Below are 14,829 nucleotides of genomic sequence, written 5' to 3' on the forward strand. Positions count from 1 at the left end.
ATGACTGTGGACACGCTGTTCCCGGTCGTCGGTATCGGCTGCTCTGCAGGCGGGCTTGAGGCGCTTGAAGAGCTCCTCGCCCACGTGCCGGAGTCGAGCGGCATGGCGTTCGTCATCGTGCAACACCTCGATCCGGTCCATACAAGCGCCTTGCCCGAACTGCTGCAACGCGTCACGTCGATGACGGTCGTCGAAGCGGTCGATGGTGTCGTGGTCAGGCCTGACCACGTGTACGTCATCCGGCCCAACTACGACCTGTCGATACTCCACGGCAAGCTCCATCTGCTTGAGCAGATGACCCCGCGCGGACTGCGGCTTCCGATCGACTTCTTCCTGAGAACTCTCGCCGAAGACCTCAAGGAACGTGCCATCGGCGTCATTCTCTCGGGCATGGGCTCAGACGGCGTATTCGGGCTGCGTTCCATCAAGGACAGGGGTGGGCTCACACTGGTCCAGGAACCCAGTACAGCTCAGTCCGACAGCATGCCGCGCAGTGCGATCCAGGCAGGCGTCGCCGATGTCATTGCACCGGCCAAGGCGATACCGGCGCGGATCATGGAATTCCTCCGCCACCCTTTGCGCGGCGCGAACAAGGATTCAAAACCGCCCCTCTCATTGCTCAATACACTCGACAAGATCGTGGTGCTGCTGCGCGACCGTTGTCGAACGGATTTCTCCCTGTACAAGCCCAACACGCTGCAGCGGCGCATCGAACGGCGCATGGTGGTGCATCAGATCGTCAATCCGGAAGACTACGTTCGCCTTCTTCGCGCCAACCCCCACGAACTTGATCTGCTGTTCAAAGAGCTCCTGATCGGTGTCACAAATTTTTTTCGCGACCCGGAGGCGTGGGACTGCCTGCGCAACGAAGGGATTCCATCCCTGTTGGCCGAGCGTCCGTCCGGCGGGAGTTTGCGGGCCTGGGTCACTGCCTGCTCCACGGGCGAAGAGGCTTATTCTCTGGCCATGACGTTTATCGAAGCGATCGAGCAGATCAAACCTTCGCACCGCTTTTCCCTGCAGATCTACGCGACGGATCTTGACCCTGATGCCATCGAGCGTGCGCGCAAAGGCGTTTTTCCCGCCAACATCGCTGCGGACGTCTCCTCATCGCGGCTGACGCGCTTTTTCACTGCCGAGGACGGCGGCTATCGCATCAGCAGGCAAGTGCGAGAGATGGTGGTATTTGCAACCCACGACATCATTTCCGACCCCCCCTTTACCAAGCTCGATATTCTGTGTTGCCGCAATCTGCTGATCTACTTCGGTGCGGAGCTCCAGAAACGGCTGCTGCAGACCTTCCATTACAGTCTCAACTCCGGCGGTCTGCTGCTGCTTGGCAACGCCGAGACGATTGGCAACCACGACCACCTCTTCAAACAGCTCAACAGCAAGCTAAGGCTGTTTCGCCGGCTCGATGAGTCCCGATCGCCGGGCGTGCTGAACTTTCCGACCTACGTGGCACCATCAAACACCTTAATAAACGAACCGCTCATGGACTCCGGCACAGACGACATCGGCCAACTTACCGACCAGCTCATTCAACAGACCTTTGCGCCTGCGGCCGTACTGGTGAGCAGCAGTGGCGACATCATCTACATCAGCGGCCGTACCGGGAAATATCTTGAACCGCCTGCTGGCAAGACCAATATCAACATCCATGCGATGGCGCGGGATGGTTTGCGCGAAGCATTGACCGGAGTCATCCTGCGGGCCCTGAAGGACCCACAGCCCATCGTGCTGAAGGGCCTGAAGGTCGGCACCAACGGAGGGGCCCAAACCGTAGACGTGACGGTTCAGGCCATCCAGAAACCGGTGCAACTCCGTGGGCGCGTGATCATCGTTTTTCAGGACGTGCCGACGGCCCCTGTGCGACGGCGGCAAGGCAAGGCCATCGAGGCCAAAGCGGACGACGCCGTGCATCAGGAGTTGCAGCAAACCCGTGAGGCACTTCAGCTCACACAGGAGGAAATGCAGACGACGGTTGAAGAACTCAAGTCGAGCAACGAGGAGCTGCAATCCACCAACGAAGAGCTGACCACTTCCAAGGAGGAGTTGCAATCGCTCAACGAGGAGTTGCAGACGGTCAATGCCGAACTCCAGTCCAAGGTCGAAGACCTGACCTGGATCCGCAACGACATGACCAATCTGCTCAACAGCACCGAAATCGCCACCATCTTTCTCGACAATGACATGTTGCTGCGCCGCTTCAGCAGCCATGCCACCAAGATCTTCAAACTGATTTCGGGTGATGTCGGGCGTCCGCTTTCCCACATCGTCACCGACCTCGACTATCCCGGACTGCGCGACGATGCGATGGAAGTCCTGAGAACGCTGATGTTCTGCGAAAAGGAAATCGAAACGCACGATGGACGCTGGTATCGCGCGCGCATCATGCCTTATCGGACACAGGACAATGTGATCAACGGCGTCGTGATCACCTTCATCGACATCAGCGAAACCAAGAAACTCGAAGCCTCGCTGAGGGAGCGCGGGAACCCATGAGCCAAAAGGATGAAGCCAAGGAACTGCGTCAGGCAGCGGAAGCACGCCTGAAGGCCAAAAACGACATGGCCCGGCTGGACCATGCCGATCAGGCGCGCCTGGTCCATGAGCTTCAAGTCCATCAGGTCGAACTGGAAATTCAGAATGCCGAGTTGCGCGAGGCCCGCGATGACCTCGAGATTGCGCTCACCCAGTACACCGAGCTCTATGACTTTGCGCCTGTCGGCTACTTCACCCTTGATCGACTCGGGCACATTCTCAAGCTCAATGTCGCAGCCCAACGCCTGCTGGGTGGCGACAGCGCCAGCCTTTCCGGCAAGACACTGCACCAGTTTGTCGCAACAGAAGACCAGCGCAAGTTTGCGTTGCTGCTGCAGCGCGCCTTGAGCCCGGCAGCACGCAGCAGCGCTGATCTGACGCTGATTACGGGCGACGCTCCCCCTCGGCGCGTTTATGTTCAGTCCGATGTGGCGAACAACCCGCGGGACGAGACCTTCCGTCTTGCTGCAATGGACGTCACCGAACGGAAGCTGGCGGAAGATGCCCGGCGTCTGAGCGAATCGAAATTCAACGCGCTCTACTCCGCCATGTCCGAAGGCATGGCCTTGCACGAAATGGTGCTTGATCTCCACGGCAACCCCATCGACTACATCCTCCTGGAGGTTAATCCCGCGTACGAGTCCATCCTTGGCCTCGATCGTGCGACGGTCATCGGCTGCAGGGGAAGCCAGGTCTACGGCCTTACACCACCGCCTCACCTGGAGCAGTTCGCTGCGGTGGCCTCAACCGGTCACCCCATCCTGTTTGAAACGCTTGAAGACCCGGCCGGGAGAGTCTTTTCCATCTCCGCGTTCTCCCCCGCCCCGAACCAGTTTGCAACGGTTTTCGTAGACATCACCGCGCAACGCGCGCTGAAAAGGCAACTCGAGCGAATCGCCCACTTCGACTCGCTGACCGGTCTGCCAAACCGGGTATTGCTTGCCGACCGGCTGCGGCAGGCGATGTATCTGGCACTGAGGCACGGAAAGTGTCTTGCCGTGGCCTTTATCGACCTCGATGGATTCAAGGCAGTCAATGACCAGTACGGCCACGACGTCGGAGACGATCTGCTCGCACGCTTGGCTGTGAGGATGAAGCATGCCCTCCGTGAGGGCGACACGCTCGCAAGGCTGGGCGGTGACGAGTTCATCGCCGTCATGGGTGATCTGGCGAATGTCGAAGCCAGCACACCGATGCTGGAACGCCTGCTCGACGCCGCGGCGGAGCCGTTTCAGGCGAATGGTGTCGCAGCAAAGGTCTCCGCCAGCATCGGGGTCAGTTTTTTTCCTCAGATCGATGACATCGATGCCGACCAACTCCTGCGCCAGGCCGATCAGGCCATGTACCAGGCAAAGCTGGCCGGAAAGGGTCGATATCAGCTGTTCGATGCAAGGCAGGACAGGAGCGCCCGCGACTACCACGATCAGATCGCGCAGATCCGCCTCGGACTGGAGCGGAATGAGTTCCTGCTGTTCTATCAGCCCAAGGTCAACATGCGCACCGGCAAGGTCATCGGCCTTGAAGCGCTGATCCGCTGGCAGCACCCGATACGCGGATTGCTGTCGCCAGCTGTTTTTCTGCCACTCATCGAGGATCATCCCCTGACAGTAGACATGGGAGAGTGGGTCATCAACAGCGCACTCATCCAGATCGAAACCTGGCTTGCACAGGGTCTGAACATTCCGGTCAGCGTCAACATCGGTGCGCTGCAGCTGCAGCAGCCCAACTTTATCGAACGGCTGCGCAACACACTTGCGGCGCACCCGGATGTAAAGCCGGGCAGCCTCGAACTCGAGGTACTGGAGACAAGCGCGTTGCAGGATGTTTCCAAGACATCGAGGGTCATTTCGACCTGCAGTGAAATGGGCGTCCGGTTCGCACTGGACGACTTCGGCACCGGCTATTCGTCGCTCACCTACCTGATGAAGCTTCCCGCCGAGATCCTGAAGATCGACCAGAGCTTTGTGCACGACCTGCTCATGGACCCCGAAGCGCTGGCGATCCTCGAAGGCGTGATCGGGCTGGCGACTGCGTTTCAACGCCAGTCCATCGCTGAAGGCCTCGACTCGGTGGAGACCGGCATCATGCTGATGCGTCTTGGCTGCGAACAGGCTCAAGGCTACGTGATCTCCCCGCCCATGCCGGCAGACAGGGTTCCTGCCTGGGTGGCTGGATGGCAACCCGACCCGCGCTGGGCGGCCACCCGTGTGATCAGGCCCGACCAGCTCCCGCTCCTTCACGCCGAGGTCGAACACAGGGCCTGGCTTGCCACAATCAAGGCCGCCCTGGACGGTCCGCACGCAGTGCCTCTCAGAATGTGCGTGCATCCGTGCCGCTTTGAAGCCTGGCTGGCGACCGAGCGTGGCGCTCATCTATTATTGAAATGCGGCAAGCACGAACTCCACGACATGCACCGGGCGCTCCATGATCAGGCCGAGGCGCTCGTGCTCCGGCATGAGCAGGGCGAGAGCGCCGAAGGGCTTGAGCCTGAACTCGGCGCGTTTCTGCAACTGAAACACGAATTCCTGTCCTGTCTCGAAGCACTGATCTCGTCTGATGTCGTCCCGCCCGCCAGACGATAAACTGGCCGCTCGCGGTAAGCCCGCGCGTCGATCTGCGGCACACAGCATTCAGGAGACTGACCAATGCAACCCAGAATCAGCATGATCACGCTCGGCGTGCGCGATATCGCGGCATCCGTCGAATTCTACGAGAAGGGCCTCGGCTTTCCCCGGCTGGAGTCCCCGCCCTCGGTTGCATTCTTCAAGCTGAACGGCACCTGGCTCGGCCTGTACGGACGCGAGGCGCTGGCCGAAGACGCGCAGGTGCCGGCCGACGGCAGCGGATTCAGCGGCTTTGCGCTGGCGCACAACGTGAGCTCCGAGAAGGAAGTCGATGGGGTAGTCGCCCGGGCCGTGAAGGCCGGAGCAACCCTGACCAAGAAGCCTCAGAAGGTGTTCTGGGGCGGGTACAGCGGCTACTTCAAGGATCCGGACGGCCATCTGTGGGAAGTCGCGCACAATCCCTTCATGTGGGTCGGCCCCACGGACAAACCGGCATGACGAAGACCGCTCTCCGCTCTCTGCCATTGATGGCCCGAACCCTTGCCGCTGCAGGCCTGCTGTGTTGCCTCGGCACCCCGCTGTCGGCCATGGCAGCAGATACCCAGCAGTTTCCGGACGTGCTCGCAGCAAAGGTTCGAGCGCTCACTGCGGACCGCTTCGACTTCGACGTCACGATCTCGTCGCCCTACGACTCCCCGCAGCGCTACGCCGACGGCTTCCGGGTCACGGGCGCAGATGGCACCGTCTATGGCGAGCGCAAGCTGTTTCACGACCACGCATCCGAGCAGCCCTTCACCCGCGACCTCTACGGTGTCGTGATTCCATCCGCGCTGCGTTCTGTCCGCATTCAGGCAAGAGACCAGCGCTACGGCTATGGTGGCAAGACCTTGGAAGTCGTTTTACCCGGACGCGACGGGAACTAGCCCCTCCGCCCGCGCCGTCCCGCACCATCGATGATTTCCGCATGAACATTCGACGATTTCGCGCTGGCGACCTGCCACACGTCATCGCGCTCTTCAGCGCATCCGTGCATGGCCTCGCGGGCGCCCACTACGACGCGCGCCAGCGCGCAGCCTGGGCGCCTGCCGAACCCGATCAGAAGCGGTGGCAAGCGCGCCTGGAGGGACAGCAGACGCTGGTCGCCGAAGATGAGGGCGTGCTGACCGGCTTCATCTCCTGGGCACCAAACGGACATATCGACCTGCTGTTCACCGCCCCGCAGCATGCACGCAAGGGCATTGCCTCCGCACTGTGCGCGCAGGTGGAGGCTGCGCTGTCGGCCACCGGCATCAACACCGCCTTTACCGAGGCAAGCCTCGTCGCCCGCCCCTTTTTCGAGCATCGGGGTTTCGTCGTGACCGAGGCGCAGGACCTTGATCGCAACGGCGTGCGCTTCCGCCGTTACGCAATGCAGAAGACGCTCACCGCCCGCCTGCCACCGGAGAGGCCACCGCTGCCCGAAGCCTGATACGGCAGAATGCTTCGGCCACCATCCGGAAAAAAGCATCGCGCTCCGGGAACGTTCCGGGAACGCTTCCGGTCGCAAGTCCATCTGAATATGACTGCTGGGGACGCAGAAAGCCTTACTGCTGCAACACGGCAGACTTGCGCTCATCCGTGGCACGAAGGACACACAGCATCACCACGCAGTCGTCCTCAAGGATGAACTCGACAAACAATGCGCGCCGCGCTCAGGGCTCTCCCGCGCAGCGCGCGGACCCGACGCGCCGATACGGACGAACACACGCATGCAGAAATGGCTCTTCCTTGCTGTCGCCATTGTCAGCGAAGTCATCGCGACATCGGCGCTGAAGTCCTCGGACGGTTTTTCCCGGCTGTGGCCCTCGCTTCTCGTGGTCACCGGCTATGCCTCGGCATTCTATTTTCTGTCGCTGACGCTGAAGTTCATTCCGGTCGCGGTCGCCTACGCCATCTGGTCGGGCGCAGGCGTTGCCCTGATCGCGCTGATCTCCTGGCTGGTCTTCGGCGAGACGCTCGACACCCCCGCAATCATCGGGCTGCTTCTGATCATTGCAGGCGTGACCGTTCTCAACGTGTTCTCCAGGACGGTTTCGCACTGAAAGGTTTTCTGTCTTCACGCGACCAATCCCCGGGACGTGCCCGCTTCACTACAACGAGGCACCCGAACCTCCCGACTTTTTCACCCCTGCCGGAGTTAGACATGAAGTTTTCCCGACTGCTTTTCGCTTTCACCCTCGCATCCACCGTCACTGCAGCAAGCGCTGCCGACGGCCTGATCGCGCTCAAGAGCCCGCACAGCGCCAAGGAGACCATGAACCGGTTTGAGGAACAGGTTAAGGCCAAGGGACTGAACGTCTTTGCCCGGATCGATCACGCCGCTGGCGCGGCAAAGATCGGCAAGACGCTGCGCCCCACCGAGGTTCTGATCTTCGGCAATCCTCAAGGCGGCACGCCCTTCATGGAATGCGCACAGACCGTCGGCATCGACCTGCCGCTCAAGGCCCTGGTGTGGGAGGACGCTTCGGCCCAGGTCTGGCTCGGCTACAACGATCCGGCCTACCTTGCGAAGCGCAGCGATGTGGCCGACTGCGCAGTCGTCCCGAACCTGCAGAAAGCACTCGCCGGCCTTGCGGGCGCTGCGACCGCCCCCTGATCGACGCGGGGCAGCACCACGCCTGCCCCGGCTGACGAACATGCCTCGGACGACGCTACACTTGCAGGCATGAAAATCATCTATCGCGCCGGCGACATCGTCGAGGCACACATCGTCGCCGGCATGCTTCGCGCCAATGGCATCGAGGCCCACGTGGGCGGACACTACCTGCAGGGCGGCGTCGGCGACCTGTCGCCCATGGGTTTCGCCACGGTCATGGTTGACGAGCAGGATGTCGACGCGGCACTGACGCTGGTACGCGAATACGACGAGGCCGAACCTGCTGACGACGCCTAGGCGCCGCGCGGGCCATGTTTGCCCTGGCCCGCCTTCCGACCACCGTAATTCCGACCACCGTAAGAATCCGACGCTCCGCACGACGAAGTCTCATCGTCACAGGAGAATGGATCATGCGACCTTGCTCACAGGGGCTCATCGGCACGGCCGCGGTGCTCGCGCTGATTGGCCAGCCAGCCGCCGCGGACCACTCAGGGCAGGACCACGCCACCTCGGGCCGCGCTCCGCATAGCTGCAGCGCTCAGAGCTCGGCAACGGTGGCGCCACTGGTCGAGCTCTACACCTCGGAGGGCTGCAGTTCGTGCCCGCCCGCCGATCGCTGGCTGTCGCGCCTCAGGGACGATCCGGCGGTCGTCGCGCTCGCCTTTCATGTGGACTACTGGGACAAGCTGGGCTGGAAGGACCGCTTCGCCAGCCCGGCCTACTCGCTGCGCCAGGCACGGCAGCAAGCAGTAAACGGCGCACGCTTCAGCTATACGCCCCAGGTGGTGCTGAACGGACAGGATTACCCGCGCTGGCACGCCACGCCGCACCCGACTTCGGCAATAGCACGCACGACGGCCAGCCTTGCGCTGAGCCTGCCGCACAACGGTGACGAGGTCACGGCCACCATCGTTCCGGCCGCTGGCGCACCCGCACGACTCGCCGCCTACTGGGCGGTCACCGAGGACGGGCATTTCACCGCCGTCCGGGCCGGAGAGAACCGTGGTGAAGGCCTCCGACACGATGCGGTAGTACGTGAGTATGTGCAGGTTCCCGAATGGGACGCGCAAAATGGTGCTGCCCGGACGCTCAGGTTCACGCCGACGCGGGCCGAAAGCGCAGATCATCCCCGCCACATCAACCTGGTCGTCATCGACGCCGTCACCGGCAAGCCGCTGCAGGCACTCAGACTGGATTGCTGATCGTCGCGCACCGGGTGGTGCCATCCGGCGCAGGTGGCGACACGGGTCGCCGAGTCTGCCTGCGACCTCAGCCCTGGCCCCGCCCCCCACACGCCCGACTCACGGTCGGCGGGAAGCGGCACGGTTACAGAGCAGTGGCAGCGATCACTTCAGATTCGCGTGCTCTTCCAGATAATGCTTGAGCACCAGCTTGAGCTTGGCCGCATGCTTGTAGTCACCCTTGCTGCGTGCCTCAGCGATGTCGTCTGCGATCATCTTCTTGATCCGCTTTTCGCCGCTTGAGGTGTGCACCAGATAGCTGCCGAGTTCGACCGCGATCATCTCGGGCACATGCTCATGCTCCGCGATCGCGAGGATCTCTTCTTCGGTCAGATCAGACAGCTCGATACAGTCCTGTATGGTCAGCATGTTGTCTCCTCTTAAGATTTATTTGTAGCACGCTTCGCTTTACTATTAGGCACCGCATGGGGCTTCAGGGCATTGATCTGTCGCAAGTACTTGCCGATGGCAGGAAAGCCTGACGCATCGTTCGACAAGGAAGACGCCCGCACCCGCTGTCAGACTGAGGACTTGAGGAAGCCCAGGTGAAGACAATCGGACTGATCGGCGGCATGAGCTGGGAATCCACCATGCCCTATTACCGGATCATCAACGAAACGGTTCGCGACCGCCTCGGGGGGCTGCATTCGGCCAGAATCGTGCTCATTTCGGTCGACTTCCACGAGATCGAACGCCTGCAGAGCAACGGACAGTGGGATGAAGCCGGCGACCTGATGGCAGATGCGGCGCGCTCGCTGGAACTTGCCGGCGCGGATTTCATCGTGCTGTGCACGAATACCATGCACAAGGTGGCGCATGCGATTCAGTCGGCCGTTGCGATTCCGATGCTGCATATCGCCGACCCGACCGCTGCAGCGATCAAGCGCGCGGGTTTTTCCAGGGTCGGGCTGCTGGGCACGCGCTTCACCATGGAACAGGATTTCTACCGGCACCGCCTCGAAGAGCAGCACGGCATCGAGGTTCTGGTGCCGAACGACGCCGACCGCGCCGACGTTCACCGCATCATCTACGACGAACTCTGCCTCGGCACCGTATTGCCTGCTTCGCGCACCCTCTACTGCGACATCATCACACGCCTGGTCGACCGCGGTGCAGAGGCGATCATCCTGGGATGCACCGAGATCTCCCTGCTGATCCGCGCCTCCGACGTGAAGATTCCGCTGTTCGACACCACCGCGATCCACGCCTGTCATGCTGCGGAACTCGCCCTGGGCGACGACTGATGCCCTGCGCAACGCGCGCGATCATCATGCGGGTAGATGCAGCAAGCCGGCGGACGAGTACGCGCCGAAGGCGGCGAGCACCAGCGCTGACACGCGATTGATCCAGCGCAATCCGCCGCCGCCCATGCGGCGCGCAAGCGTCGTTGCCAGCCCCGCCAGCAAGCACCACCACAGCGCCGATCCGATGAATACACCAAGCACCAGAACCATTCCCTGCACCGTATCGCCTTGTGGAAGCCCGAGTCCGGCAAAGATGGCGGCAAACGACAGGATCGTCATTGGGTTCGACAAGGTCAGCAGCATCGTCGTCAGGTAGCCACGCCACAACCCGCCACCCTCCGCCTCGGCAGCCTGCCGCGCCGGCACACTGCGCCATGTCTGCCACGCAAGCCAGAACAGGAACAGCCCCCCGAGCAGGCGCAGCCAGACCGCATGTCCGAGCAGAACTGCGCAGACGGCTGCGAGCCCGAACGCGCCCAGCAGTCCGTAGCACGCATCGGCCGTAGCGGCGCCAAGCCCGCTGCTGAATGCGGCCCAGAACCCCTTCTCCAGCCCGCGCCGCAGGCACAACAGACCAATCGGCCCGACTGGCGCGGCGATGGAGAATCCGAGCACCAATCCCTTGATCAACATGGCATCATTCCGCGCAATTCGATGCCATATTCTGTGCGCCACCGCCGCCGCCCGCCCATGAGGGATCGACGGTATCGCACCGCTTTTGCCTCAGAATCGAAGGATCTTCAGGATACGTAGGCCGCCAATGTCCGATCACCCCAGACTCGACCGCCTCAACCGCCGCCTGCTTGCCGAGCTGCAGCAGAACGCCCGCCTTCCGCTGGCCGAACTCGGGCGACGCGTCGGGCTCTCATCGCCCGCGGTGGCCGAGCGCATCCGGCGTCTCGAGGAACAGGGCGTGATCCGTGGCTATCGTGCGGAAGTGGACGCACACAGCATCGGCTACCCCGTCACCGCCTTCGTCGAGCTTCATATCGCGCCGGAGTCCTACACCCGTGTCGAGGCCCTGCTCGGCACCTTGCCCGCCATACGCGAAGCGCACCATGTCACCGGCCGTGCGGCCTTCATGCTCAAGGTGGTGGCGCAGTCGCTGTCCGAACTCGAAGCACTGATTGCGACTTTTGCACCTTACGGCAGCAGCGAAACGGCAGTGGTGCTATCCACCCGACTCGCTCCCAGAGCATTACCGATTGATGGGGCAAACTAGTACGGCGTTACCCGATACGCCATTCGCTCGGCGGTAGAAAACGCACCGCCACCGTGCGCAAAGCGGCCAATCCGCCCCGCCTGGCACGCATCCGGTGCGCGCTGCACCGCATTCTTCGCGTAAACCCGTCCTTTTTACTTGGCATGAAACTCGCTATGCTGAAACTGACCATCTGGTCAGGTTTTTGCAAACCGGTTACAGGAAGGAGCGTGCCATGACGTCTCACATTATGCTGACCTCGCATCCTCGCACCCGCTCGGGCCTTTACCACGCGGTCAAATGGGGCGCCCCCTCGGCCCGCGACCGCGGCCCCTTCGTCGCCAGCCTGAGTGATCCGGCCCAGCGTAACGTGATCGGCACGCACTCCGGGGCGTACTCGCTGTACCGCGCACTCGCGGTGGCAGCAGGCAACCTGCAGAGCACGCACCGGCCTGACCTCTCCAACACCACGCCGGCCGCCGAGATCGGGCCGCATCCGCAGTGGTGCGACCCGAAGAAGATCGTTTCCTTCGACCCGTGGGGCCACCGCGTCGCCGAAGAGTTCGGTCATCTGCTCGCCGCCGGCATCGACATCCGCCCGACCATCGCGGTCACCAAGGCGCACATCAACATGCCCGAGCTTGCCGCAGCCATCGCGGCCGGGCGGCTCAAGCCCGACGGTGACATCCTCGCCGCCAATGGCGACGTCAAGGTCACCAAGGCCGCCATCGATCCGGTGTGGTATCTGCCCGGCATCGCCGAGCGCTTCGGTATCGGCGAGCGCGAGCTGCGCCGTACGCTGTTCGAGCAGACCGCAGGCATGTTCCCTGAACTCATCACCCGGCCCGACCTCAAGGTGTTTCTGCCGCCCATCGGCGGCATGACGCTGTACATGTTCGGCGACGTCGAAAAGCTGGGGCAGCCCGAAACAAAAGTGGCCTGCCGGGTGCACGACGAATGCAACGGCTCGGATGTGTTCGGTTCCGACATCTGCACCTGCCGCCCCTATCTCGCGCACGGCATCGAGATCTGCATCGAGATGGCCCAGCAAGGCGGTGTCGGCCTCGTTGTGTACAACCGCAAGGAAGGCCGCGCGCTGGGCGAAGTCACCAAGTTTCTGGTGTACAACGCACGCAAACGCCAGAAAGGCGGCGACCGGGCCGAGACCTATTTTGCCCGCACCGAATGTGTGGCCGGCGTGCAGGACATGCGCTTCCAGGAGCTGATGCCCGACGTCTTCCACTGGCTCGGCATCAGCCGCATCGACCGCTGGGCGTCGATGAGCGACATGAAGCGCAACGCGCTGGTGTCCGCAGGCATCGACATCGTCGAGCAGGTTGCGATTCCCGACGAACTGATCCCCGCAGATGCACGGGTCGAGATGGACGCCAAGATGGCCGCAGGCTATTACTCCCCGACCGGCGCACCGCAAGCCGATGAACTGACGCGCGCCAAGGGCCGGGGACTGAACGAATGAGCGTTGCCACGCCTATCCATGACGGCTGGTACACACCCGTCGCGGCCGACCATCCCGCTACGCCCCTGCTGACGGCAAGCGCCGTTCGCAAGCGCTGCGCAGCCGTCATGGCAGCCGTCGAACGTGGCCGGTCGCCCTTCTTCCAGTGGAACGCCGACGCCCTGCCGGTCGCCGCGGCCTACGTGGCCGAAACCATCCGGCGCGACTACCCCGATCTCGATGTGCCCTATCACAGCCGCTGGCGTCATTTCGAGGTGGGTGGCGTCGACCGCTGGCAAGCGCTGTGCAGCACGCTGCCCTACGCCGACGCGCTGGAACTCGCGCGCGTCGCCATCGACCTGGTGATCCCCAGCGTGCTGCTCGACGCCGGCGCCGGCCCGGACTGGCGCTATCACGACGCCGCCAATGGACAGACGCACGCACGCTCGGAAGGTCTGGCGGTTGCGAGCGTCGCACTGTTTGCGAGCGGTGCGCTCTCGGATGACCCCGCCCGGCCCCTGCGCACCGACGCGAAGGCACTCTCGGCCCTGAGCGCGGCGCAGCTTGCCTCGGTATTCCAGGTCGACGCGGACAACCCCCTGGTCGGACTCGACGGACGGGCGGGCCTGCTGCGCCGCATGGGCGAGGTGATCGCCGGTACGCCCGCAGTGTTCGGCACCCCGGCCAGACTCGGCAACCTCGTCGATTACCTGCTGGCGCATGCCGACGGCGGCGTGATCGAGGCGGAGTTCATCCTCACCACCCTGCTCAAGGCGCTCGGCCCGGTGTGGCCCGGGCGGATCAGCCTGCAGGGCGTGTCGCTCGGCGACTGCTGGCACCATCCCGCGCTCGAGGACGCGCTGCTGCCCTTCCACAAGCTCACACAGTGGCTCACCTATTCGCTGCTCGAACCGCTCGCGGCCGCCGGCCTCGAAGTGCGCGGCATCGACAGGCTCACCGGCCTGCCTGAGTACCGCAACGGCGGCCTGCTGCTCGACCTCGGCGTCATCCGTCCGCTCGACCCCGCGTTCCACACCACGCCGTGGCGGGTGGACTCGCCGCCCATCGTCGAGTGGCGCGCGCTGACCGTCATCGCGCTCGACCGTCTGGCCGTAGCCGTGCGCGCCGAACTCGGGCTCGACGCTGCAGATTTTCCGCTGCCCAAGGTCCTGCAGGGCGGCACCTGGTCGGCCGGCCGGCGGATTGCCGCGCAGTTGCGCCCCGGCGGCCCGCCTCCGCTGATCATCATCAGCGACGGCACCGTTTTCTAAACCGGCAGCAGAGCAGACGGAGCGCCCCATGCACCCCAATGTCACCGAAATCGATCATCCGCTGATGAAACACAAGCTGACGATCCTGCGCAACGCCGAAACCACGACCGACAACTTCCGTCGTGTAGTGCGCGAGATCGCCGCCATGATGGCCTACGAGGTGACGCGCGACCTCGCCACCGAAATGGTCCCCATCACCACGCCGGTGGCGGATTGCGAAGCGCCCGTCATCAGCGGCAAGAAGCTGTGCCTGATCGCGATCATGCGTGCGGGCAACGGCATGATCGACGGCATGGTCGAACTGCTGCCGGGCGCGCGGGTCGGTCATATCGGCCTCTACCGTGACCCGGAAACGCTGGAAGCGGTGGAGTACTACTACAAGGTGCCGTCCGACATCGACGAGCGCCAGGTGATCGTCGTCGACCCGATGCTGGCGACTGGCAACTCCGCCAGCGCCGCCCTGTCGCGGCTCAAGGAGGACGGTGTCAGCAGCATCAAGTTCGTGTGCCTGCTGGCCGCACCCGAAGGTCTGGAAACAATGGCACGCGAACATCCCGACGTGCCCATCCTGACCGCCTCGATCGACAGCCATCTGAACGAGCACGGCTACATCGTGCCCGGCCTCGGCGATGCGGGCGACCGCCTGTTCGGAACCCGATGAGAGCGCAGACGG

At 63.1% G+C, this 14,829-nt stretch carries 16 protein-coding genes; 14 read left to right on the forward strand and 2 right to left on the reverse strand.

The window, feature by feature from the left end:
- The 9 genes from CEW87_RS18210 to CEW87_RS18250 all read left to right on the forward strand — a co-directional run bounded on the left by CEW87_RS18210 (position 1) and on the right by CEW87_RS18250 (position 8,945).
- Positions 1-2,505, forward strand: coding sequence for a chemotaxis protein CheB (locus tag CEW87_RS18210; RefSeq protein WP_108975261.1), 2,505 nt, complete (start codon positions 1-3; stop codon positions 2,503-2,505).
- Positions 2,502-5,126 carry an EAL domain-containing protein gene (locus tag CEW87_RS18215; RefSeq protein WP_108975263.1) on the forward strand — a complete coding sequence of 875 codons (2,625 nt, stop codon included), beginning with the start codon at positions 2,502-2,504 and terminating at the stop codon, positions 5,124-5,126. The genes CEW87_RS18210 and CEW87_RS18215 overlap by 4 nt, the downstream gene beginning before the upstream one ends.
- A 63-nt stretch (positions 5,127-5,189) precedes the next feature.
- Complete coding sequence (locus CEW87_RS18220; RefSeq protein ID WP_108975265.1) at positions 5,190-5,606, forward strand: VOC family protein; 417 nt, start codon at positions 5,190-5,192, stop codon at positions 5,604-5,606.
- On the forward strand, positions 5,603-6,031 hold the full coding sequence (locus CEW87_RS18225) for a hypothetical protein (protein ID WP_108975267.1): 429 nt from the start codon (positions 5,603-5,605) through the stop codon (positions 6,029-6,031). The genes CEW87_RS18220 and CEW87_RS18225 overlap by 4 nt, the downstream gene beginning before the upstream one ends.
- A gap of 41 nt (positions 6,032-6,072) precedes the next feature.
- On the forward strand, positions 6,073-6,576 hold the full coding sequence (locus CEW87_RS18230; RefSeq protein ID WP_108975269.1) for a GNAT family N-acetyltransferase: 504 nt from the start codon (positions 6,073-6,075) through the stop codon (positions 6,574-6,576).
- A gap of 280 nt (positions 6,577-6,856) precedes the next feature.
- On the forward strand, positions 6,857-7,189 hold the full coding sequence (locus CEW87_RS18235; RefSeq protein ID WP_108975270.1) for an SMR family transporter: 333 nt from the start codon (positions 6,857-6,859) through the stop codon (positions 7,187-7,189).
- A gap of 101 nt (positions 7,190-7,290) precedes the next feature.
- Positions 7,291-7,743 carry a DUF302 domain-containing protein gene (locus CEW87_RS18240; protein WP_108975272.1) on the forward strand — a complete coding sequence of 151 codons (453 nt, stop codon included), beginning with the start codon at positions 7,291-7,293 and terminating at the stop codon, positions 7,741-7,743.
- Positions 7,744-7,812: 69 nt separating this feature from the next.
- Positions 7,813-8,040 (forward strand): DUF2007 domain-containing protein, encoded by a 228-nt coding sequence (locus tag CEW87_RS18245; protein ID WP_108975274.1) that lies wholly within the window; start codon positions 7,813-7,815, stop codon positions 8,038-8,040.
- Between the two features lie 113 nt (positions 8,041-8,153).
- A complete protein-coding gene (locus CEW87_RS18250) occupies positions 8,154-8,945 on the forward strand; it encodes a DUF1223 domain-containing protein (protein WP_159098205.1) in 792 nt (263 codons plus the stop codon).
- A gap of 144 nt (positions 8,946-9,089) precedes the next feature.
- On the opposite strand, the gene CEW87_RS18255 is transcribed toward CEW87_RS18250, so the two are convergent.
- Positions 9,090-9,353 carry a hypothetical protein gene (locus CEW87_RS18255; RefSeq protein WP_108948455.1) on the reverse strand — a complete coding sequence of 88 codons (264 nt, stop codon included), beginning with the start codon at positions 9,351-9,353 and terminating at the stop codon, positions 9,090-9,092.
- Between the two features lie 176 nt (positions 9,354-9,529).
- Between CEW87_RS18255 and CEW87_RS18260 the strand changes: the two genes are divergently transcribed.
- On the forward strand, positions 9,530-10,228 hold the full coding sequence (locus CEW87_RS18260) for an aspartate/glutamate racemase family protein (protein WP_108975277.1): 699 nt from the start codon (positions 9,530-9,532) through the stop codon (positions 10,226-10,228).
- A gap of 24 nt (positions 10,229-10,252) precedes the next feature.
- On the opposite strand, the gene CEW87_RS18265 is transcribed toward CEW87_RS18260, so the two are convergent.
- Positions 10,253-10,861, reverse strand: a complete 609-nt coding sequence (locus tag CEW87_RS18265; protein ID WP_108975279.1) for a LysE/ArgO family amino acid transporter — start codon at positions 10,859-10,861, stop codon at positions 10,253-10,255.
- A gap of 127 nt (positions 10,862-10,988) precedes the next feature.
- On the opposite strand from CEW87_RS18265, the gene CEW87_RS18270 reads away from it, so the two are divergent.
- The 4 genes from CEW87_RS18270 (at position 10,989) to upp (ending at position 14,817) form a co-directional block, all read left to right on the forward strand.
- Positions 10,989-11,450, forward strand: a complete 462-nt coding sequence (locus CEW87_RS18270; RefSeq protein WP_108975281.1) for an Lrp/AsnC family transcriptional regulator — start codon at positions 10,989-10,991, stop codon at positions 11,448-11,450.
- Positions 11,451-11,664: 214 nt separating this feature from the next.
- Positions 11,665-12,906 (forward strand): GTP cyclohydrolase II, encoded by a 1,242-nt coding sequence (locus tag CEW87_RS18275; RefSeq protein WP_108975283.1) that lies wholly within the window; start codon positions 11,665-11,667, stop codon positions 12,904-12,906.
- Complete coding sequence (locus CEW87_RS18280; RefSeq protein WP_108975285.1) at positions 12,903-14,156, forward strand: URC4/urg3 family protein; 1,254 nt, start codon at positions 12,903-12,905, stop codon at positions 14,154-14,156. The genes CEW87_RS18275 and CEW87_RS18280 overlap by 4 nt, the downstream gene beginning before the upstream one ends.
- Before the next feature lie 28 nt (positions 14,157-14,184).
- A complete protein-coding gene (upp, locus tag CEW87_RS18285) occupies positions 14,185-14,817 on the forward strand; it encodes a uracil phosphoribosyltransferase (RefSeq protein ID WP_108948461.1) in 633 nt (210 codons plus the stop codon).
- Positions 14,818-14,829: the final 12 nt, after the last annotated feature.

It is taken from the genome of Parazoarcus communis, assembly GCF_003111665.1.
Lineage (GTDB): Bacteria > Pseudomonadota > Gammaproteobacteria > Burkholderiales > Rhodocyclaceae > Parazoarcus > Parazoarcus communis_B.

What these genes read in the sequence shown, in the direction of transcription:
- CEW87_RS18210 (WP_108975261.1), top strand. Translation starts at nt 1, where the DNA reads ATGACTGTGGACACGCTGTTCCCGGTCGTCGGTATCGGCTGCTCTGCA.
- CEW87_RS18215 (WP_108975263.1), top strand. Translation starts at nt 2,502, where the DNA reads ATGAGCCAAAAGGATGAAGCCAAGGAACTGCGTCAGGCAGCGGAAGCA.
- CEW87_RS18220 (WP_108975265.1), top strand. Translation starts at nt 5,190, where the DNA reads ATGCAACCCAGAATCAGCATGATCACGCTCGGCGTGCGCGATATCGCG.
- CEW87_RS18225 (WP_108975267.1), top strand. Translation starts at nt 5,603, where the DNA reads ATGACGAAGACCGCTCTCCGCTCTCTGCCATTGATGGCCCGAACCCTT.
- CEW87_RS18230 (WP_108975269.1), top strand. Translation starts at nt 6,073, where the DNA reads ATGAACATTCGACGATTTCGCGCTGGCGACCTGCCACACGTCATCGCG.
- CEW87_RS18235 (WP_108975270.1), top strand. Translation starts at nt 6,857, where the DNA reads ATGCAGAAATGGCTCTTCCTTGCTGTCGCCATTGTCAGCGAAGTCATC.
- CEW87_RS18240 (WP_108975272.1), top strand. Translation starts at nt 7,291, where the DNA reads ATGAAGTTTTCCCGACTGCTTTTCGCTTTCACCCTCGCATCCACCGTC.
- CEW87_RS18245 (WP_108975274.1), top strand. Translation starts at nt 7,813, where the DNA reads ATGAAAATCATCTATCGCGCCGGCGACATCGTCGAGGCACACATCGTC.
- CEW87_RS18250 (WP_159098205.1), top strand. Translation starts at nt 8,154, where the DNA reads ATGCGACCTTGCTCACAGGGGCTCATCGGCACGGCCGCGGTGCTCGCG.
- CEW87_RS18255 (WP_108948455.1), bottom strand. Translation starts at nt 9,353, where the DNA reads ATGCTGACCATACAGGACTGTATCGAGCTGTCTGATCTGACCGAAGAA.
- CEW87_RS18265 (WP_108975279.1), bottom strand. Translation starts at nt 10,861, where the DNA reads ATGTTGATCAAGGGATTGGTGCTCGGATTCTCCATCGCCGCGCCAGTC.
- CEW87_RS18270 (WP_108975281.1), top strand. Translation starts at nt 10,989, where the DNA reads ATGTCCGATCACCCCAGACTCGACCGCCTCAACCGCCGCCTGCTTGCC.
- CEW87_RS18275 (WP_108975283.1), top strand. Translation starts at nt 11,665, where the DNA reads ATGACGTCTCACATTATGCTGACCTCGCATCCTCGCACCCGCTCGGGC.
- CEW87_RS18280 (WP_108975285.1), top strand. Translation starts at nt 12,903, where the DNA reads ATGAGCGTTGCCACGCCTATCCATGACGGCTGGTACACACCCGTCGCG.
- upp (WP_108948461.1), top strand. Translation starts at nt 14,185, where the DNA reads ATGCACCCCAATGTCACCGAAATCGATCATCCGCTGATGAAACACAAG.